This window comes from Proteus penneri (assembly GCF_003144535.1).
Lineage (GTDB): Bacteria > Pseudomonadota > Gammaproteobacteria > Enterobacterales > Enterobacteriaceae > Proteus > Proteus penneri.
This window is the reverse complement of record NZ_PHFJ01000001.1, coordinates 173201-195354: the sequence shown is the minus strand read 5'-3', so window position 1 is coordinate 195354 and position 22154 is coordinate 173201. Positions and strand designations below refer to the sequence as shown.

Sequence of the window (22154 nt, the reverse complement as noted above, 5' to 3'; positions counted from 1 at the left end):
TTATTTCTATTGATAACCATCTATTTTTTATACATTTTTATCAAAAAAGAAACAACTTGATGCAGTCTTGAGCAAACGGTATTTTTTTTCATTTTTTTACTTTACAAGGTGATAAAGGATAGCTATTATTCGCCTCGTTCTCACGAGAACTCGCTTCCTCCATAGTTCAGTCGGTAGAACGGCGGACTGTTAATCCGTATGTCACTGGTTCAAGTCCAGTTGGAGGAGCCAAATTTAGAAAAGCCCGCGCTATCACAGTGCGGGCTTTTTGCTTTCTACTCATTGACTATTTTTATTCCTCTATTTTCTTATTTATTTCTTTTGTATTTTTATATGTCCATCTTCAATTTCGTGTTAACTCAAAATCATTAATAAAAGAATGCCTTTTTATAAGGTCATTTCAATCAACACTCTTCCACCGACTATTTTTTAAACTCAAAACCTCCTTATTTGATTTAAAAACCATAAATTAGTTATTTTTTAACCACTTAAACTGTTATTTCACTTTTTTTACTTTACAATGTTCATCTCCCTCGCTATTATCCATCTCGTTCTTACGAGAACTCGCTTCCTCCATAGTTCAGTCGGTAGAACGGCGGACTGTTAATCCGTATGTCACTGGTTCAAGTCCAGTTGGAGGAGCCAAATTTAGAAAAGCCCGCACTATCTCAGTGCGGGCTTTTTGCTTTTCATCTTTTCTATTATCATTACCTTTCTTCTTTTTCTATCTCATTTATTTTTTAGATTTCCGCGTTGACTTAAATACGTTATTTCTTTATTTTCAGTATTCGGCGTGGAAAAAACATCCAATTAAAAAATGTTTATTATCTCATAATTAGATTATCTGTTTTAGAAACGAACAATATGTCGTTTATCTATGCACTTAAACAAATATCGTCGATTGTCCTTTGACATATCAAACCACCCACTATATGATACACGCCACTTAATGATGTTCCTCCATAGTTCAGTCGGTAGAACGGCGGACTGTTAATCCGTATGTCACTGGTTCGAGTCCAGTTGGAGGAGCCATTTCTCTTTGTGTCACCCTCGTAACATTTTGATTTTATTCTCTGTTTTACCTTACACACTTCCCAAAAATATAATAAAAAAATGCGATTAAATGGTAGCTATTTAATCGTTTTCGTATTAGCATTCATTTCCGGCTTGACTACCTAGTCCAATCCAATCCTTGATCTTTCGATTTTCCTAAGACACACGGAGCCGGTATATGACCACTGCACAACCTATCACCCTCACTATTCACCGTCCAGATGATTGGCATGTTCACTTTCGTGATGATGACATGCTAAAAACTGTTGTTCCTTATACCAGTCGCTATTTTGGCAGAGCTATAGTCATGCCAAACCTTGTTCCACCAGTTACAACGATTGAAGCTGCTCGCACTTACCGTGATCGCATCAAAGCGGCTATTCCTGCCGGAGATAACTTCGAACCGTTAATGACTTGCTATTTAACAGATAGCACACTACCTTCAGAAGTCGAACAAGGTTTCTTACAAGGTGTTTTTACTGCTTGTAAACTTTATCCTGCAAATGCAACAACCAACTCAAGTCATGGTGTATCTGATATCACAAAGATTTATCCTATCTTAAGTGTGATGGAAAAAATCGGCATGCCATTGCTGATCCACGGCGAAGTAACTGCTTCAAGTATTGACATTTTTGATAGAGAAGCACGTTTCATTGATAGCGTTATGTCTCCTGTACGCAAGCAATTTCCTGAGCTAAAAATTGTTTTTGAACACATTACAACTAAAGAAGCAGCTCAGTATGTCTTAGAAGGAAATGAGTTTCTCGGTGCCACTATTACCCCACAACACTTGATGTTTAACCGCAATCATATGTTGGTAGGTGGTGTTAAACCTCACCTATATTGCTTACCTATTCTTAAACGCAACGTTCACCAAGAAGCACTAAGAGAAGCTGTTGCGTCAGGAAATTCTCGCTTCTTCTTAGGTACAGATTCTGCACCTCACTTACAACATCGCAAAGAATCATCTTGTGGTTGTGCTGGGGTATTTAATGCGCCAACCGCGCTGGCAGCTTACGCAACCGTATTTAAAGAACTCAATGCATTACAACATTTTGAAGCTTTCTGTTCTCTAAATGGCCCTCGTTTCTATGGTTTACCGGTTAATGAAGGAACCATCACATTAACTGAAAAAACTGTTGAGGCTCCAGCACAAATCCTTTGTGGTGATGAAGCACTTATCCCATTCTTAGCGAATGAAAATATTCACTGGGATATTACTGTCGATTAATCTCACCCCCTTGATATTTTTCTAAAATGCACCATATAACATTTGTTAGACTGTTAATGGTGCATTGCTCTTTTATCAGAGCCAGCACACATTTTTTTGTTACAACAAAATTTATCTTTTTAATCATGATAAATCTCGTATACTGAAAAGTAACCACATTGCGTGGGAGCTTCTCTCTTAGTCAAAACCGGTTGTATGATTAGGAGGTATTATGAGTAGAAAAAATGAAGTTATTCAGACACACCCTGTTGTAGGCTGGGACATCAGTACCGTTGACATCTACGATGCCATGATGTTGCGTTTGCATTATCTTCCTGAAAACGAACATCATCCAGAAAATGCAGTTGTAGATAAGACACTTTGGCTCACAACAGACATAGCTAAGCAGTTGATTCATATTCTTCAAGCAGGTATTGATAAAATTGAATCATCTGAAGATTCTGTTTCAGTCAACACCAAGCATTAATAAAAAGATCTAGAAAAGATAGCGAACGCGAAGCAGGGGTACTTGGTACTCCTGTTCTCATTTTATCTCTCACCAATCCACTACCACATATTGTTTATATCTATATAAGCCAACTCTTACAGTATAAAAATAATTAGTTATATTAATAAATCGACTCCCATTTAATGGAAAAATAATCATAACCTTTTTATTCGATATATCTTCAAGAAAAGAACACATAAGCCGAATTGACATAAAATAAGGTTATCTTTATTTTAATAAATTAAAACAACGACAAACAAGGAAGTTATTTGTGAAAGTATTAATTATTGACGAATGTTTTTTTACTCGTAATGGTATAAAACACTATTTTGAGAAGAGAAATGTAAGGCATGAAATAATTGATATGCCATCTATACAGGAAGCCAATAATTATATTAATCACTCAATGCCAGATATCATATTTATTGATCTCACAAGATATTGCCGGGAAATAGCATATTGCCCTCATTTGCAGCTTTTTTTTCTTTCAACAAAGAACTGTCGTCTTTATCTTTATCTAGATGCAAACTATCCAGATAAAGAAAGACCTATATCATTGACAAACAACTGTTTTATCCTTCCAAAAAAGATACTTCCTTGGGTACTTGAAAAGGCATCGATGTTCACTTCTCGGTGCCAAGTTTTCTTTCCAACTTATAAACATTCATTATGTTCTATTTTTAGTTTACAAGAACAAAAAATAATTAATTATTGGATGAGTGAAATACCTAATCATCAAATCGCTAAAAAACTATCCATTAGTAGTAGCACAGTATATTCACACAAAAGACATATTACAGAAAAAATTAATGTAAAAAATCGAATTGAGTTATTTTTTATATATAATATTTTAAAATATATATATGAGAAATAACCTTATTAAACTTCAATCAAAAAATAAACAAAAGAAAGAAAAAAGGAGTCCATTTCCTATTATTACTCACTGTAATGAAGTGGCTAATATGCGTGTTGGTCACCTTAAAATTATTATACTATTATGTATTTAGGATATATATGATATTAAAACAATAAAACTAATATAGTTATATCTTATAAAAAATAAAGTAAAACTGATTTGTTTTGCAATCACTTCACTCTGCTTCTAATAAAGAGTGAAGTGATTATTCACAATACCAGATTGAGAATTAAGCTATGCGCTCAATCTTAGCGGGTAAACCTTGGCGAACAGATGCACCCGATACCCAATCTAACCATGTATTAGTGATTTGACGGGTTGGATCAGCAAAACCTAAATCATTAAGGTTAATACCGCTACCAATACCTTTATCCATTGGTAATGGTTGTTCATCTAAGTAATGCTGACGAGAACCTAACTCTTGATGCCCATATCCATGTTCAATAGCTAAAACCCCCGGCATTACACCATCGAGCAAGCTAATCTCAGCTTCAACTTGCCCACCAGGTGTTACAATACGAACCTTATCACCATGGTTAACCCCCCATTTTTTACCATCTTGAGGATTAATTGCGACCAAGTTACTCGGTTTCACCATTCGTAAACGTTGTATCATACCCGTTGAACTACTCACCACATGAGATTTAAAGGACATTAATTTCAATGGCCACTGCTCTTCAGGATAATGCTGATGAATATCGCTACCATCCGATAAACGTGGCGGATAATAAGTCGGGCAACCACTATAACGTTCACCTGTTATTGCATGATGGTTTTTCGCCACTTCTTCATTCCAAATCTGCAATGGTTGTTTCCACTGCGGCCCTGTTTCATCACCATTCCATGCTTTTTCATAAGGTGCAAAACGGCCACCTCGCGTATAGATATACGCAACTTGAAGAACTTCTTCATTTTTTAACGTTGAAGTTATCGCAGGTAAAATGCGATCTACACCACTTAATAAAATATCTTCATTGGTTGCTGGTACAACAGGTTTCTCACCCATAAATGCCATATTAGCCGCAACACGTAAATAGTAATCTTCTGCACTGTTGATTGGATAGAAATTTCCATCCATATCTTCAATAGCTTTATCACCAAAGCCGGGTAAGTCTAAGGCTTTTGCAACGGCAATACAGAATGTTTCCATTGAAATTGGTTGGCCTTCCGCTGTTTTAGCAACACGAGGTTCAATAATCGGCCAACGTGCAGTACTTGCTTTAGTTTGAACACCAGACCAAGGCGCACTAAACCCCCAACTTTCAAAGTTGTGTGTATCAGGCACGATATAATCTGCCAGCGCAGTTGTTTCATTCATAAAAGCATCAATACCGATAATTAAAGGCAGATGCTTCGGATCTTTAAGACGCTCTTCCATTACTTGACGAATACCAGCAATCCCATAAACAGGGTTGGTCATATTCGTGATCCATGCTTTTAATGAATAAGGATAACCCGCTAACGCAGAACCCAATTGTTCAGTTAATTGCCCAGCAGCAAACGGATACCAAGGTGCTTTTGCTGGATATGGAGATTCCCCTTTTTCTACTCGCTCACGGTACTCATCAGATTTCTCATAAGCTACTTTACTGCGTGATAACACCATGCCTTTTGGCTTCACTTTACCCTTAAAGCTATCCATTTTGTAACAAGGGCCGTCTGTTGCGCCATTAAATTTACCGCCACCAACAGATACTCCACCTTTAAGGTTTAAGTTACCTATTAGTGCATTGAGCATAATCACACTCCAAGCAGTATAAAAACCATTTCCTCCCATCATACCGCCATGAGAGATAACTGCGGCTTTTCGTCCATAAGCAGTAAATTCGCGACCTAATGCAACAATGGTCGTTTCTGGTACTTTACAGCGCTCGCTATATTCAGCCAGAGTCATACGTTTAGCTGCTTCATCAAGTAATTGAAAACTTGATTTTACAGTCACTTCTGCGCCTGTTTTTAAAATGACTTTATACGTAGCAAATAATTGTGCTTTATCGACTTGTGTTGCGGGAACTAATTCACCATCTGGCGATAACACTAAGTTTTGCTCTTCCCCTTCTGCAACATCATTTAAATGTGCCGTAGTGAGCATTTGTCCTGAAAGTGGATGTTTTTCATCACTGACCACAAGGTGAGTCGCATTTGTCCAGCTCTTCTCACCCACATTTTTCATTGAAACTTCACTTGGTACTGACAGATATTCTGCATTGTAGCGCTTGTTTTCAATGATCCAGCGGATCATTCCCATCACTAAAGCCGCATCCGTTCCCGGTTGAACAGGAACCCAATGACCATGATCGTTCGCTAATGTCGTTGTTAGAGGTAAAGCTGGTGCAACAACCACATAATTAAACGAATCACGAATTCGAGCGTTAGCTAACTGACGGCCTTGACGTTTAAATGGATTACCTGATTGTGCCGGTGATGTTCCTAAAAACAGAGCAAATTCAACGTAATCCCAATCAGGCTTAACGTGAGCGTTTTTATTTAAATCGTTCATTAACGCACCAGAGCCGGCACGGTACGCTAATCCACAATAAGAGCCGTGAGCACCAAAGTTTTTACTACCAAATGAGTTTTGAGCAAAACGACGAATAAACGAATCACGTCCATCATCACCCGCATTTGTCATCAATAATTGGTTCGCTTTAGGGCCTAAAGCCGGTTGTTTTGGATCGATTAAAGTATCTAAATCACGAATAGCACGTAAACCATCAACATGCCCCTCACCAAAGAGATCGCCACCTTCGACAACTTCCTGGATCAACTGCTCAAAACTGATACGTTTCCATTTACCTTCACCACGTTTACCCACGCGTTTCATTGGTTCAAGAATACGTGTTGGGCTATCAAGGCTTTCCATCATGGTTGCACCACGAGCACAAGCCGTCGAGCGGTTTTCTAACCCACTTTCCCCCCCATTTTTTCCAATGCTTCTTTAATTGGCATGTTATAGCCAAAATGATGATCATGAGAAAGTGGGTGATAAGGATTACCAGCAATACGCAAAATTTTATTATTTGCTCTATCAACACGGGCACGCACACCGCATTGTGTCCAGCACCCAAAACATTGGGTCATACAAACAAATTGCTCTGTATTTGCTTGCCATTTCGCGTCTTTTACAATTTTACCTTCAGGTAATAAAGAGTTCCCGTTGATCCTATCAAGTGTTACTTTGCCTGATGTGCCATCAACTAAACCATCTACGGCACGTTTAGCAACATCACGGTAACTGGCAGCAAATGCGGCAATACCACCGATAACTAACCCACCTTTAAGCCATTGACGTCTTGTAAACTTAGCCATGCTGCACTCTCCTGACAACCCAACGAATACTTTCTCTAAATAAAATGGTTAACGCTATCCACAATCCAAATGTACCGACAATTGACATCAGTCCATCATTACCTAGCGTAAACTCATAAGGGTTTGTAATGATGTTATATTTGGGAATGTATTGAGCCCCCATCAACATCAACCAGCGTAATACCCACGCAAGTCCCATTGATACAAATGCCATGATGGTAATAAACACAGCCGAACGTGCTTGTTTTGCCATCAAAAGTCCCATCACGACAGAGATCCCCCATAGTGCGATAACACCTATGGCACTCCACCAGCCAAGACTTCCCATCGCTAATTGTTCTCTAATTGCTAGGCCTGAAATTGTATCGCCAGCAACCCAAAAAGCCGTACATACTGCTAATAACATCAGAGAACTCACAAACCACATCGCTAATTCACGCTGGTATACAGGTTCACGGCGTGTTCCTAATGCTAGTAGTGTTGGTAGTACTTGCATTGCACTAAAGAACAGTAGGATTGGTAACCAATAGGTATACAACACAGGTCTTGCTTTTAAGATAGATGCTTCACGACCTGTATATAACAACAAACCAATCGCAGTTAATGAGCAAGCTAATGCCACCCAACGAGTTAATTTATATTCACGTTTCCATACTAAGCGAACGATCATTGCCGCAAAATAAAGTATGCTAAATGCTGAAAATAATGGTAGTAACAGTGAGCCCCATGCCATCCACGACCATGGTGTTGGATAAGCATAGAAATGCCACACACGTGCTGTTTGGTGTAAATCTGCTGTTAAAGCCAGAGGTGCTGTAATACCCGCGGTTACTGCAATAAATACCGCAACAGCTTCTAAACGTTGATTACCTGCACTGCCTTTCCAACACTGCCAACAGGCGTAAAGTGTTGCACAGCAAGCAATACCAATAAAAAAGAAATACTGCACAGCCCAAGGCAACCAAAAATATTCTTGCGGGATCGCAATGACTTCTTGAATTTGAGAGACTTGCGGGATCATGAGTGAACCTCCTGCTGCCATAATGCGGGTTGTCCTTGACCTTCTAACGGTTGTACAAATGCATCATCGAGGCCGAGATAGAAAACTTGTGGCAATGTGCCACTTTCTGGTTTTAATACTTTCAGCTCTTTTTCATGTGTACGCAGCATTTTGCTGATAGTGCTATTAGGATCTTTCATATCGCCGATAATACGAGCACCACCGACACAAGATTCAACGCACGCAGGTAGCAATCCAACTTCGAGGCGATGCGCACAGAACGTGCATTTATCTGCTGTTTGTGTTGAGTGATTAATAAAGCGTGCGTCATAAGGACATGCTTGAACACAATAAGCACAACCAACACAACGTTCATTATCAACGACGACAATGCCGTCTTTACGTTGGAAAGTGGCTTGAACAGGGCAAACTGGTACACAAGGCGGTTCATCACAATGGTTACACAATCTAGGCAGTAAGACATTCGTGATCCCTTCTTGCCCCTTGATAGCAACCTGATATTGGTTTACTGTCGTCCTAAATTGTCCTTGAGGAGTCTGATTTTCAATATTACAGCTTACTGTACAGGACTGGCATCCTACACAACGGCGTAAATCAATCAGCATTCCGTAACGTTTATCTTCTGAGCCTTCACGACGCTCAGGCGATAATTTAATGCCGGCTTCAGCTAAAGGAACTATTGAAGCACCCGCAGTAAGGACCCCTAATTGTTGTAAAAATTTTCGTTTTCCAAGATCCATATTTGTCTCCAGTATCACTCAATAACACAAGCTCACAATGAGTGAAGGAAATAGAAAGTAAAAAGTATGTGTTTTGTTATAAGAGCATTGTAAAAATTACTGAAGACGGCACCTATTGTGGTTTACCACATACCCTGTGCGAACTTGATCCAAAACAATATTTAACATTAGATATTTATGACGATAAAACAGACAATTGGGAAAAAACATGCAGTTACCATCGGGTTATTACTGCTCTTTTTTATCCTTCCTTTACAAGCCGCAGCAAAAGAGTGGACGATCGGCGTTTTAGCACTACGAGGAGATGCATCAACTCAAAGGCATTGGCACCCACTTGTTGATACATTGAATAAACATCTCCCAACAGAAAACTTTGTATTAGTTCCTTTAAATCTTGAAGAAATGAAATTAGCGGTAGCGAAAAAAAACGTTGATTTCTTACTAACAAATCCAGCGCAATTTATTCAATTAGATAATGCATTTCCGTTACGTTGGTTGCTCTCATTACACTCCGGCTATGAGCCTGATAACACAACAAGAAATGTCATTGGTAGCCTAATTTTGGTCCGTAACGATAGTCCAATTACTTCTGTTAACGAGCTAATAGGAAAACGTGTCGGAGCCATTGCACCCGATGCGTTTGGTGGATACCTTTTAGGTTATAAAGCGCTACAAGAGCAAGGAATTGATCCTGATAAAGATTTCACATTACGTTTCACCGGTTTTCCTGCTGATGCTTTGCTTTACCTTTTACGAGATGAAGATATTAATGCTGCAATTATCCCCGTCTGTTTGTTGGAAAATATGGATAGTGAGGGATTAATAAAAAAAAGTGATTATCGGCCAGTGATCACCTACCAAACCAACACACCTTGTTTAACTAGTACACCGCTCTACCCTAATTGGTCATTTGCTGCACTAGATACCGTTCCTGATGAGTTAGTTGATAAAGTCACACGAATTTTACTCACGGAGGATAGTAAGCCGATGAAATGGGGGGCTCCAGCATCACATACCCAAGTTGAGACACTATTAAGAGAAGTAAATCAGCACCCTCGACAAAGACAACTCTGGCAAGATGCACAAAGTTGGGCGATTCAACACCAATTTATTATTGGTCTTTCATTAGCCGCTATCCTTTTTCTCATACTAAATCAAGTCTGGGTCAGTTATTTAGTGAGACGTCGTAGTCGCCAATTGGAACATGCACACAATCGATTAAGACAGCAAAAAGAAGAGTTAGAACACGCTCAACGCTTAAACATATTGGGAGAAATGGCTTCAGGGTTTGCTCATGAGCTTAATCAGCCACTTTCTGCGATAAAAAGCTATGCACAAGGAAGCGTTATTCGCCTTAAAAAAGAGAATGAATCGCACCCATTGCTACCTGCATTGCAACAAATAGATAAACAAGCACAACGCGGTGCTGATATCATTAGAAATCTACGTTTATGGGTTGGAAAACAAACACCTAATACCGATACAATTTCGCTTTCTCATCAAAATATTGCGGAATGTATCCAACATATCTGGAAGCTTTTACGCGTAGAAGGGAAATACCCACAGGTTTCACTGGTCACCCATATTGATAAACATGATACCTTGTATTTACCTGAAACATTATTAGAGCAAATTTTATCGAATTTAATCACTAATAGTCTCCAAGCTGGCACTAAAGTACTAAAAATTAGCACCCATAAGGCGCCTGATCGGCTGCTTATCGTTATTGAAGATGATGCAGGTGGAATGACCGACAGCCAACTTGAACAGCCCTTTGCCCCATTCCAAACAACAAAAATGGAAGGTCTTGGACTAGGTTTAGTCATTTGTCAACGTTTATTACTTTCTCAAGGCGCTGATATTCATATTGAAAATCAAAATAATGAGCAAAATAAAATTGGATTAAAAATCACCCTTATTTTCCCTAACAAAAATAAATAATGGAGAAAAAATGCCAACTATTCATCTTGTTGATGATGATCTTGCTGTCACTGATGCGTGTCAGTTTTTATTAGAAAGTTTAGGTTACTCTGCCCATGTCTGGAATGATAGCGAGTTTTTTATTAACAACGTCAATCTTTATCAACAAGGCGTTGTATTATTAGATATGAGGATGCCAAAACCTGACGGTAGACAAGTCCACCAGCATTTAATTGATAAACACAGTACACTTTCTGTCATTTTTTTAACCGGACATGGTGATATTCCTATGGCCGTTGAGGAGATCAAAAAAGGCGCTATTGATTTTTTACAAAAACCCGTTGATAGCCATGCACTGTTATCTGCCTTAGATGCCGCATTTATTGAAACTAATACCCGTTTTACCGCACATGATATTCGTCGCCGTTATGCTTCATTAACGCCAAGAGAAAAAGACATTGCCTATTATGTCATTCAAGGATTAATGAATCGTGAAATTGCGGAAGTGGCTTGTGTTTCCATCAGAACAGTCGAAGTACATCGTGCAAAAGTGATGGATAAAATGGCAGCTAAAAATATTGCTGAGCTAGTTACAGCGCTACAAGGTATCAAAATAGTTTCACCTAATTTATGACAAAATTTCTTATCTGCACTAAAAAATGTCACAATATAAAATATTCATTGGAAAAAGAGTAAATAGATAGGCTTATGATAAAGTCACCTCCATTTAAAAAATCATTTTTGCAGCCTAAATATTGGCTGACTTGGTTTGGGATCGGATTACTTTATATTCTGGTTCTGCTCCCTTATCCTGTTATTTATTGGTTAGGCACGCGTTTAGGACGTCTTTCAAAGGTTTTTTTAAAAAAACGAGTCCAAATAGCAGAACGTAATCTCGAACTCTGTTTTCCACAAATGCCTAAGAGTGAACGCGAAGCCTTAGTGAATAAAAACTTCGAATCTGTGGGTATGGGATTATTTGAAACAGGTATGGCTTGGTTTTGGCCTGATTGGCGTGTAAAACGCTGGGTTAAAGTCAGTGGCAGAGAGAATATTCAAAAAGTACAAGAAACAGGTCAAGGCATTATTGTTGTTGGGATCCACTTTCTAACTTTAGAATTAGGCGCTCGTATTTTTGGTATGTTAAATCCCGGTATTGGTGTTTATCGTCCAAATGACAATCCAGTTATGGATTGGCTACAAACTTGGGGTCGATTACGCTCCAATAAATTTATGCTTGATAGAAAAGATCTAAAAGGAATGATCCGCAACCTTAAAGCAGGTGAGATCCTTTGGTATGCCCCAGATCATGACTATGGCCCACGTAAAAGTGTTTTTGTTCCATTATTTGCTGTTGATAAAGCAGCGACAACAACAGGCACCTATATTCTAGCAAAAACGGGAAACCTGGCTTTAATTCCATTTACTCCTAAGCGATTACCCGAAGCCAAAGGATATGAGTTGATTATTTCACCGGCAGTAGCAAACTTCCCACTTGATAGCGAAGAAAATGCCGCGAATGCTATGAATAAAGTAATAGAGCAAGAAATCTTACGCGCTCCTGACCAATATATGTGGTTGCATCGTCGCTTTAAAACTCGCCCAGAAGGTGACGCTTCTTTATATAACGAAATAAAGAAAGTACACTAATCACAACGTGGCTGTTTTATTCTAAAGCAGCCACTTTTTAATATGACAACACGCTGAAGCAACAATAATAAAATCAGCAACAGCACAAGCTGTAAACTCTTGCAAAAACACATTATAAGAGCAAGACCTATCGCACTTATTCTGTATCATGGCTATATTCTTATTCACTATAAATAAGAAGACCGATGCGTTGTCACAATATTCAACGTCACCACGGTTATGTTCAGCCTATTTTCTTGGTTTACTCTCTCGTTCTCGGCTAAAGGAGTAACATGGATCTCAAGCCCCGAAATAATTCTTGGAAACGTAATCTTTATATTGTCTGGTTTGGTTGTTTTTTAACTGGCGCAGGTTTTAGTTTAATTATGCCTTTTCTTCCTTTATATGTTGAAGAATTAGGTATAACCGATCATGAAGAGCTTAATCTTTGGACGGGTGTTGCATTTAGTATTACCTTCCTTTTTTCTGCCATTGCAGCGCCTTTTTGGGGGAAATTATCGGATAGAAAAGGTCGAAAATTAATGCTGTTACGTTCTGCCCTTGGTATGGCGATTGTAATGGTATTAATCGGATTTGCTCAAAATATATGGCAATTATTAGTACTGCGAGCCTTGCTTGGTATATTAGGTGGCTTTGTTCCGAATGCAAATGCGTTAATTGCAACCCAAGTTCCGGTTAAAAAAAGCGGCTGGGCATTAGGTACACTTTCAACAGGCGCAGTGAGTGGCGCATTAATAGGCCCTTTAATTGGTGGTATGCTTGCCGATCTCTACGGTTTACGACCTGTCTTCTTTATTACTTCAGCGGTTTTATTTATTTGCTTTTTAGTCACCCTCTTTTTCGTGAGTGAAAACTTCACGCCTGTTTCTAAAAAAGACGCACTAACCACAAAACAGGTCTTTTCATCACTTAAAAATAAAAGGCTCGTTGTATGCCTGTTTTTCACCACAATGATTATTCAAATAGCAACAGGCTCTGTTACACCTATTTTGACACTTTATATTCGTGAATTAACAGGTTCAGTCAGCAATCTTGCCTTTATCAGTGGTGTTGTCGCCTCCGTACCGGGTATTGCGGCTCTGATCAGCGCACCTCGTTTTGGTAAGCTAGGTGACCGAATTGGCCCTGATAAAGTCCTTATTTTTACCCTCGGGCTCTCTATTTTTATGCTGATTCCAATGGCATTGGTCAGTAATTATTGGGAACTTGGTGCATTACGATTTTTACTTGGTGCGGTCAATGCAGCTATGTTACCTGCCGTACAAACGCTTATTCTCTATAATATTACCCCAGCTATTGCGGGTCGCATTTTTAGTTATAACCAAGCACTAAGAGATGTTGGAAATGTTACAGGTCCGTTAATGGGTGCTTTTGTTGCTGCAAGCTATGGATTTAGAGCTGTTTTTTATTTCACCGCAGCCGTTGTCTTTTTTAATCTCATTTATTCTTGGTTAAGCTTTAGAACGCCACAAAAAAAGTAGTCAAAAAATCTACAAATCAGATCAGTTAATAGTTTTTTTTCTTCAAAAAATTATACTTTTACATTTAAAGGCCTAATTGTTACTTTTTTTATTCTGTTTTTTGTAATTTGTTGTTTATTAAGAATATTCTCAACACCTATTTGTTAAGACCTCTAAAATCTTCTTGTCCTCTTTTTTCAAAAAATTGCAAGGTTAACTATTGCAAAATGAGATTTTTATCGACTTTTGCACCAAAAAATGGTTTATAAAGTATTAAATATACTTTTAGTCACTAAATTACGACAAAAGTATGTTAAAAATATATTAATTAAATGCAGTGGATATTGATAACAGAATGAAATAATTTTGTTCAACCACTAGCTAATATTTTGTTCTTTTTACTTGCAAACGACCTGTAGAGGTTTTTTTTGGGAATTTAAGATGCAATCTACTCACTCAAAATCTAGCCGAACTTTCTTTGGCCACCCATATCCATTAAGCTCTCTTTTCTTCACCGAAATGTGGGAACGCTTTTCTTTCTATGGTATTCGCCCATTATTAATTCTATTTATGGCGGCAACCGTTTATGAGGGTGGCATGGAAATCCCCAGAGAGCAGGCATCTGCTATTGTGGGTATTTTCGCAGGCGGTGTTTATTTAACCTCGTTACCTGGAGGTTGGCTAGCTGATAACTGGTTAGGTCAACGCCTAGCTGTATGGTATGGCTCTATCTTTATCGCGTTAGGGCACTTATCCATCGCACTTTCAGCGTTTTGGTCACAAAATCTGTTCTTTATCGGTTTATTACTGATTGTATTGGGTACAGGACTATTTAAAACCTGCGTAACTGTGATGGTAGGAACCTTATATAAAAAGGATGATACTCGCCGTGATGGTGGATTCTCCTTATTTTATATGGGTATCAATATGGGTTCATTTATTGCACCACTCATCACCGGTTTCTTAGTGCGTGATTATGGCTGGCATTGGGGCTTTGGTATCGGTGGGATTGGTATGCTTGTTGCGTTACTGATTTTCCGCTTTTACGCAGTACCGACCATGCGTCGCTTTGATAGCGAAGTGGGTTTAGATTCAAGTTGGGATCGCCCAACGGTTGTTCGTCGTAATGTCGGTCAATGGATTTTAGCGTTATCTGTCGTTCTTATGGCAATTGTTGGTCTTATCATTTCTGGTGTTATTCCTTTTAACCCAGTTGTTGTGGCTAACTTTATGGTTTATGTGATTTCCGGTAGTGTTATCGCCTATTTTATCTATTTATTCCTATTTGCTGGATTAAGCAGTAGTGACCGTTCTCGCTTATTTGTTTGTTTCCTATTACTGGTTTCAGCAGCCCTTTTCTGGTCTGCATTCGAACAAAAACCGACATCATTTAATTTATTTGCCAACGACTATACTGACTTAAACTTTATGGGTTTTGAGATCCCAGCAGTTTGGTTCCAATCTGTTAATGCCCTGTTTATTATTATTCTTGCGCCTGTATTTAGCTGGTTATGGCCAATGATGGCACGTAATAATATGAATTTAAGCAGTATGACTAAATTTGTGATTGGTATTTTATTTGCAGCGGGTGGCTTTACCGTCATGATGTTTGCATCTGAAAGTGTTATTGCAACAGGACAAGGCGTTTCACCACTTTGGTTAATTGGCAGTATCTTATTACTAACATTGGGTGAATTGTGCTTAAGTCCTATTGGTCTTGCTACAATGACTATTTTAGCTCCAGCTAAAATGCGTGGTCAGGTCATGGGATTATGGTTCTGTGCAAGCGCATTAGGTAATTTAGCTGCTGGTTTAATGGGGGGAAATATTCGTCCAGACAAATTGGATGTGATGCCTGATTTCTTCTCTCATGTTTCTATCGCTCTGGTTATTTGTGCCGTTGTTCTTGCTGCACTGATTATTCCAGTTCGTAAGATTTTACAAAGCGCAGATAGCAAAGAGAAAGCACAAGCTTAATTTCACTTGCTCGTTATTGAAGCCATGTCTAATTAGTTAGGCATGGCTTTTTACTGTTATATCCTACAATTTAAACACTGTTTTTAAGTATTGCACCTAATATTTAAAACACTTAATCTCATTACTTTCTATTTGTTGATAGTTTATCACTAAGGTAATGCGATGACTGTTCTTCCTATTTATTATGTTAATGCTTTTTCCTCTCTACCTTTTTCAGGAAATCCTGCGGCTGTGGTTTTATTAGAAGAATGGTTGCCTGATAACACCTTAATTACTCTTGCTAGTGAGATTAATTTACCTGAAACCGCTTTTTTAGTTGGCGACCATATTCGTTGGTTTACACCTAAAATTGAAGTTCCCCTTTGTGGACACGCAACATTGGCCACTGCTTTTGTACTAAAAACGATAAAACAGTCCCCTGATGATCTCTTTAAATTCCAATCTCTTTCGGGTGAACTCACTGTTTCTTGTCAAAGCACTCTCTTTACACTTAATTTCCCAGCCATACCCGCGACGTTGAATAACGGTATAAAATCAGCGATTGAAGAAAAATTAGCATTACAAATAGATGAAGTTTGGCAAGCGCGTGATCGTTATGTTTGCTTTTTATCTGATCCTGAAACAGTGATTAGTTATCAACCTGATTTCTCTCAAATCGCACAGTTAGATTTACCCGGCGTGATTATCACAGCTAAAGGCCACTCTCCTTTTGATTTTATTTCTCGTTTCTTTGCCCCCGTAAAAGGGGTAAATGAAGATCCCGTTACTGGTACGTCTCACTGTGTATTAGCGCCAATTTGGAGTAATAAACTCAATAAAAAACAATTAAAAGCAAGGCAAGTTTCAAAACGAGGTGGAAATATCGACTGTGCGCTAAAAGATAATCGTGTTTTACTGACAGGAGAGGCTGTACTCTTTTTAACTGGTGAAATAACCTTTTAATTATGAGCGATATAATCAGCCCTTCATCTACTTTGCTTTCAATTTACTCTATTTTATACTGTGGGCAATTTCTCCCTACAGTATAAAAAGAAGGCTTTATTGTTATGTCCATCTCTGACTTATCTCCTGAACTACAAGATAAAATTAAAAATTCAATCACCCGTGTATCTAAAGTCATATTCCCTACTACGACTAATCACCACTCAACACTCTTTGGTGGCACAGCATTAGCTTGGATGGATGAAGTTTCATTTATTACCGCCACTCGTTTTAGCCGTAAACGCCTAGTGACAGTTTCAACTGAAAAAATAAATTTTAATCACCCTATTCCATCCGGGACGATTATTGAATTAGTAGGTGAAGTTATTCGTGTTGGTCGTACAAGTTTGACGGTAAATGTTTCTATTTTTCTTGAAGATATGTACGCAGAAGGTCGTGAAGAAGTGATCCACGGTCAGTTTAATTTTGTTGCGGTTGATCATGACGGAAAACCAACTCCATTATTCGATAAATAATATCTTATAGAGAGATTTGTCATACTTTTTATCTTTCTTAATTAAAAACTACACTATTTTATTAAGTTTTTTATTATTTTTAATAATAACAAAGTATTAATAACATTAATTTAGATGGATATTTTTCAATCAAAACAAAATAACCAATAAAATCAATAAATAATAAGATTACTAACATGTAAGACAAGAGTTATCCACAATTAATGTGGATAACTGAATAAATCTAAAAAATCACAGAACACAGATTTTTGTTACCACAAATTCAATCTGACACAAAGTCAGTTTCCGTCCCACTATTGCACTTTCAGCAATAACAATATCCGTTGATTGTGAATACAATCGCCCCACTTCCAGCGCGAATTCAATAGTGGGTTCAATCAGTAATATCACCCCGACATCTTCAATATCAACAGGAAAATCTGCAAAAGTGCTAAGTTGTGCCACTTGTTTTATCTTATTTTTAGCAATTTCTTGCGCTTTTTCCGTTGCTATTTTATTAACTCTTACTTGTTTTTCAAAAACACCACCACCAGAATGAAGATAGATCATAATTTACTCATTATAGAAAACAAAGGCTGTTATCTTTATTATTCAAATCGAAGGTATAAAAGCCAGTAGATAAATAAAAAAGAAACAGCCTTATCCCTAATTTTCATTCTATCGAATACAATACAAAAGTGCTTTACCAGCCATAAGAAACACCGCCGCCGACAACACCGCGATCTTCTGTGTTCCATGAAGCAGAAACGCGAATAATGGCACTTTCTGTTATTTGATACTGGGCACCGGTTGCCAATGCATTCGCATCACGATAATTACCCACTCCCACACCTAAACTAAATGTGTGATTAGTCACGTAAGGAATATTAGCCATCGCTGCGACAGAAGCAATGCCCGCACTTGCCCTTTTGTCTGCCTTATCAATTTTATTATCCATATTCTTAAGTGCAATATCATTATCAAGAAAGATATTTTTAAATTTATTATTGGTGTATTCATTTGCGATAGAGATAGAATCATTTTTTGATTTTTCGATATATTCCTTCAGCGATTCATCTCTTTCATTAATTATCGTGTTAGTCACATAAATATACTCATTTCCTTTTTGGGTAACATAATTTTGATGTTCTTTGGTTAATTTCGCATTATTTTTTCCAATCAGCCTTTCCACACCTGATGCTATTTTACTGATCTCAATATCTGTATAACTGTTAGCATTTTTTTCTGATGCATTAACCTTTCGAGTTGTTAAAAAAGTCATTTCATCTTTAATATTATCAACATGTTTAACTATTTTTTTATCATGCTCATTCACTTTAAAATCAGTGTATTCTTTACTCTTATTTTCAGATTCAGCAACTCTAGTATTTATGTTTTTTTCGATTCCTTCTTTCATATTATTAACTTTATTATTAGTATAATTTTCAGCATCTACCCTAACATCAGATAACCTGTCTTCATTATAAAGATAAATTTCATTTTTAACTTCATTGATATAACTAACTGTATTATCTTGGTGTTCTTTGATTTTATTATCAGTATATTGATTTGATTTTTTTTCTGCACTTTCAGCAAATGCTTTTGCCTTTAATTCACTTTCTTTTAAGACTGTTTCATTTGCTTTTATAATATTTTCTGTTATTACTTTATTATTTTCATTAATACGCTCATCTGTCTCAATAAGAATATTATTTTTTTCTTTCCTTAATTGAGAAATATTAACCGCATCGGTATCTTCAGTTCCTGCGGCAACATTAATAATTTGTCTCTGATTTTTATCACTGCCGATTGATAATGTATTATTACGATTATTACTACTGTTATCGCCTAATATAATCGCATTACTTGCTGATCCGGAAGATTTGCTACCAATAATAACTGAATTATCTGCATTATCAGAAAGGTGGCTACCACTACCTAAAATAACACCATTTTCAGCGTTATTTATTGCCCCTCTCCCTATACTAATTGAATCTTTATTTTCACTATAAGCTTGTGTTCCAATAGAAAGAGAACCTTCTCCAATAGCCATAGCACCACTTCCCAATGACATCGCATTATCACCAATAGCTGTACTTTTATGACCTATTGCAGTTGCATTTTCGCCTTCGGCTCCTGCATTAGCACCAATTGCCGTTGATTGATCAGAATGTGCCCACGTATTGTATCCAACTGCCGTAGATTCATTACCATCGGCTCTACTATTTACACCTAATAAGGTCGTATTATTTGCATAAGATAAAGGTGATGATAATAATGAAATAACTAATAGTTTCACCTTAAAATATTTATTTTTAATCATATCCACATCACTCCATAATTAATTAACTCATATATAGAGTAATATGTATTTTATTTTTTACACATTATATATATTATAAAATAAACTAATAATAAATTGAAACTCTATTAATTAAAGATAATAACATCACAATACAATTAACTTTATTATAAATAAAAAGTCTCTACTTGATTCATATTTAAATAATAATCAACAACTAAAGAATATTGATGAAAAAAGGAAATAAAATTCAAATAAATTTATTCGCTATTTACAAAGAATAAAAATTTTTTACTTTTGAGATAATGATCAAATAAAGGGTATCTCTAATCTAGAAATAATAATGCCATTTATTAAACGAAACACTAAGTAAATCCCCTAAACTTATTTCTGTTTAGGGGGTTAGCATTATTCAATAAATTGTGCTTCTGCGATTAATAATTTATCAATTGATGATTGGCATAAAAGAGGTCTAAGTGTTTCAAATTTCTTTTCCGACCATTGGTAAATCTTTAAAGATAAAAGTTGCTCAATAACCTTTGGCTCAAAACGATATTTAAGGTGTCGAGCGGGTATCCCTCCCACAATGCTATAAGGCTCAACATTTTTGGAAACAACACTATTAGCCGCAACAATAGCACCTTCTCCAATCGTCACACCGGGCATTATCATTGCACGCATTCCTATCCATACACCATCATGAATATGAGTATCACCTTTACCAATATAGGCTTCCTCAAGCTTATCCATAAAAGGATAGAGTGAAAACCAATCCATACGGTGAGTATGATTTCCACCCATTAATATAACCGCCTGTGCGCCAATACAGACATAATCACCAACATATAATTTATCAATTTCCCACAATGGCTCCCATTGCAGGCTAACTTCATCACCATAAAGATAACGAACAACAGAAGTTTCAAAACCATCATCCCAACAATCACTGTAATAACTGTGTTGCCCTTTAATGATAATATTTTGATTTTTAACTGTTTCGTGCAGATATTCTACACGTGACCAATGTTTATTTTTCATAATATGACTCGTAATAAATTAATGAGCCATCAAAGAATGCTTAATTCTCTGATGATGTGTTCGCATTCAAAACACATCGTCTTAGGCAATCCTTGGTTGAAGCAATAAAGGATTCTTTTTCATCTTGTTTACGACCTATTTTTACAACACAATACGATTATGCTTGCAGTTTATCCGCACCATCATAAAGGTTATTAAAGAAAAAGCCACGGATACCCTTAATAACCCTCTGTTATTTCCCGTGGCTTAATATCACTATTTAAAAAAGTCTTTGCTACCATGAGGCGCACAACGTAAGTATTGAGGCGCTACTTTGATGGTTTGTTTGAGTTTTTCTGCCGCATGCCAAGGCCAGCGAGGATCATAAAGAATACCTCGACCCAAAGCGATAAAGTCAGCTTGCTCTGTAAGCAAAATGGCTTCGGCCTGTTCTGGCTCGGTAATTAAACCAACAGTAATAACAGGTAGTTGCGTTTCATTATAAATTGCTTGGGCAAATGGTACTTGGTAATTAGGACCCAGTTTAATTTCTTGTTTTTCTGATAATCCACCAGAAGAAACATGAATATAATGACAACCTAATTCTTCAAGATGTTGTGTTAACGCAATCGTACTTTCTAAGTCCCAACCACCTTCCACCCAATCAGTCGCAGAAATTCTGATACCGACACAGACATTATCAGAAACTGCATTTTTCACAGCCACAAAGATATCCACCAATAACCGACTACGATTATTGAAATCGCCACCGTATTGATCCGTTCTGTGATTTGATAATGGAGATAAGAATTCATGCAATAAATACCCATGAGCACCGTGGATCTCAATAACATCAAATCCTGCTGACTCAGCTCTTCTCGCAGCATCAACAAAAGCTTGTTTTATTTCTTCAATTTCATCAATAGCCAGAGCATGAGGCTGATGATTTTTTCCAAAAGGAATTTCTGAAGGTGCAACTTTTTGCCATCCATTAGGAGTTCCTGGCGCTAATGATGCTCCGCCATTCCAAGGTAAATCGGTCGATGCTTTACGTCCTGCATGTGCAATCTGTATACCCATTTTTGCAGGTGAATATTGCTTAATATTATCAACAAGTTTTTTTAATTCATTGCCATGTTGATCAGACCAAATGCCTAAATCTTTATAACTAATACGACCTCTTGGCTCAACCGCAGTTGCTTCAACAATCACTAGCGACGCACCAGATAGTGCTAGTTGCCCATAATGAATAGTGTGCCATGCTGTCGGGTAACCTTCTTGTGCTGAATATTGGCACATAGGTGCAACGATAATACGGTTATCTAACTGATGGGGGCCTAGTTTTTTAGGGGAGAACAACAAACTCATTTAAAGCCTCCTGCTACCAATAAGAATTTATGCAAAGAAAAATATCTTCACACTTGTATATACTATTTAAATATACAAGTTTAAGGCTATCGGATCTTATGCATTTAGGCGATGGTTTACTTCACATTGTGAAAAACAAAAAGATCAGTATCAATTACTGATCATTTTGCTAATTAATCATTAGATTTGGCAGGTTTCACCAATAAGTAAAAATGGAAAAATACAAATTTCTGTTCGTTATCAGTAAGATAAAACAACAATTATTGA

16 protein-coding genes, 3 tRNA genes and 1 pseudogene are annotated in these 22154 nt (G+C 37.3%); 13 read left to right on the top strand and 7 right to left on the bottom strand.

The window, feature by feature from the left end:
• Positions 1–155: 155 nt before the first annotated feature.
• From CUB63_RS01055 to CUB63_RS01030, 6 genes are all read left to right on the top strand, one after another.
• Positions 156–231: transfer RNA gene (locus CUB63_RS01055), tRNA-Asn, on the top strand.
• Between the two features lie 338 nt (positions 232–569).
• A tRNA-Asn gene (locus CUB63_RS01050) sits at positions 570–645 on the top strand.
• Positions 646–956: 311 nt separating this feature from the next.
• Positions 957–1032 (top strand) — tRNA-Asn (locus CUB63_RS01045).
• Positions 1033–1231: 199 nt separating this feature from the next.
• Complete coding sequence (gene pyrC / locus CUB63_RS01040) at positions 1232–2284, top strand: dihydroorotase (protein WP_109400765.1); 1053 nt, start codon at positions 1232–1234, stop codon at positions 2282–2284.
• A 211-nt stretch (positions 2285–2495) separates the two neighbouring features.
• Positions 2496–2750 carry a biofilm formation regulator BssS gene (bssS, locus tag CUB63_RS01035; protein ID WP_072063131.1) on the top strand — a complete coding sequence of 85 codons (255 nt, stop codon included), beginning with the start codon at positions 2496–2498 and terminating at the stop codon, positions 2748–2750.
• A 292-nt stretch (positions 2751–3042) separates the two neighbouring features.
• On the top strand, positions 3043–3645 hold the full coding sequence (locus CUB63_RS01030) for a response regulator transcription factor (protein ID WP_006533220.1): 603 nt from the start codon (positions 3043–3045) through the stop codon (positions 3643–3645).
• Between the two features lie 271 nt (positions 3646–3916).
• Here CUB63_RS01030 and ttrA read toward each other — a convergent pair.
• The 3 genes and pseudogenes from ttrA to ttrB all read right to left on the bottom strand — a co-directional run bounded on the left by ttrA (position 3917) and on the right by ttrB (position 8757).
• Positions 3917–6996: pseudogene (gene ttrA, locus CUB63_RS01025) on the bottom strand (tetrathionate reductase subunit TtrA).
• Positions 6989–8017, bottom strand: coding sequence for a tetrathionate reductase subunit TtrC (gene ttrC / locus CUB63_RS01020; protein ID WP_109847273.1), 1029 nt, complete (start codon positions 8015–8017; stop codon positions 6989–6991). Before ttrC ends, ttrA begins: the two are co-directional and overlap by 8 nt.
• Positions 8014–8757, bottom strand: a complete 744-nt coding sequence (ttrB, locus tag CUB63_RS01015; RefSeq protein WP_006533227.1) for a tetrathionate reductase subunit TtrB — start codon at positions 8755–8757, stop codon at positions 8014–8016. Before ttrB ends, ttrC begins: the two co-directional genes overlap by 4 nt.
• Before the next feature lie 177 nt (positions 8758–8934).
• Between ttrB and ttrS the strand changes: the two genes are divergently transcribed.
• The 7 genes from ttrS (at position 8935) to CUB63_RS00980 (ending at position 17221) form a co-directional block, all read left to right on the top strand.
• Positions 8935–10698 carry a tetrathionate respiration histidine kinase TtrS gene (gene ttrS / locus CUB63_RS01010; protein ID WP_109847272.1) on the top strand — a complete coding sequence of 588 codons (1764 nt, stop codon included), beginning with the start codon at positions 8935–8937 and terminating at the stop codon, positions 10696–10698.
• A gap of 10 nt (positions 10699–10708) precedes the next feature.
• Complete coding sequence (ttrR, locus tag CUB63_RS01005) at positions 10709–11311, top strand: tetrathionate respiration response regulator TtrR (protein ID WP_109847271.1); 603 nt, start codon at positions 10709–10711, stop codon at positions 11309–11311.
• Between the two features lie 74 nt (positions 11312–11385).
• Entirely contained in the window at positions 11386–12327 is a 942-nt protein-coding gene (locus CUB63_RS01000; RefSeq protein ID WP_109847270.1) for a Kdo(2)-lipid IV(A) acyltransferase, read from the top strand.
• 272 nt (positions 12328–12599) lie between these two features.
• On the top strand, positions 12600–13808 hold the full coding sequence (mdtG, locus tag CUB63_RS00995; protein WP_072063139.1) for a multidrug efflux MFS transporter MdtG: 1209 nt from the start codon (positions 12600–12602) through the stop codon (positions 13806–13808).
• Between the two features lie 420 nt (positions 13809–14228).
• Positions 14229–15764: a peptide MFS transporter gene (locus CUB63_RS00990; protein WP_109847269.1), complete on the top strand. Its 1536-nt coding sequence runs from the start codon at positions 14229–14231 to the stop codon at positions 15762–15764.
• Positions 15765–15926: 162 nt separating this feature from the next.
• Entirely contained in the window at positions 15927–16706 is a 780-nt protein-coding gene (locus tag CUB63_RS00985) for a PhzF family phenazine biosynthesis protein (RefSeq protein ID WP_109847268.1), read from the top strand.
• 104 nt (positions 16707–16810) lie between these two features.
• A complete protein-coding gene (locus CUB63_RS00980; RefSeq protein WP_006533237.1) occupies positions 16811–17221 on the top strand; it encodes an acyl-CoA thioesterase in 411 nt (136 codons plus the stop codon).
• Between the two features lie 231 nt (positions 17222–17452).
• Here CUB63_RS00980 and CUB63_RS00975 read toward each other — a convergent pair whose 3' ends face one another.
• From CUB63_RS00975 to CUB63_RS00960, 4 genes are all read right to left on the bottom strand, one after another.
• Positions 17453–17770, bottom strand: a complete 318-nt coding sequence (locus CUB63_RS00975) for a hypothetical protein (protein ID WP_109847267.1) — start codon at positions 17768–17770, stop codon at positions 17453–17455.
• A 133-nt stretch (positions 17771–17903) separates the two neighbouring features.
• On the bottom strand, positions 17904–19523 hold the full coding sequence (locus CUB63_RS00970; RefSeq protein ID WP_109847266.1) for a YadA-like family protein: 1620 nt from the start codon (positions 19521–19523) through the stop codon (positions 17904–17906).
• A 387-nt stretch (positions 19524–19910) separates the two neighbouring features.
• Positions 19911–20540: a CatB-related O-acetyltransferase gene (locus CUB63_RS00965; protein ID WP_006533243.1), complete on the bottom strand. Its 630-nt coding sequence runs from the start codon at positions 20538–20540 to the stop codon at positions 19911–19913.
• A gap of 255 nt (positions 20541–20795) precedes the next feature.
• On the bottom strand, positions 20796–21887 hold the full coding sequence (locus CUB63_RS00960) for an NADH:flavin oxidoreductase/NADH oxidase (protein WP_006533245.1): 1092 nt from the start codon (positions 21885–21887) through the stop codon (positions 20796–20798).
• Positions 21888–22154: the final 267 nt, after the last annotated feature.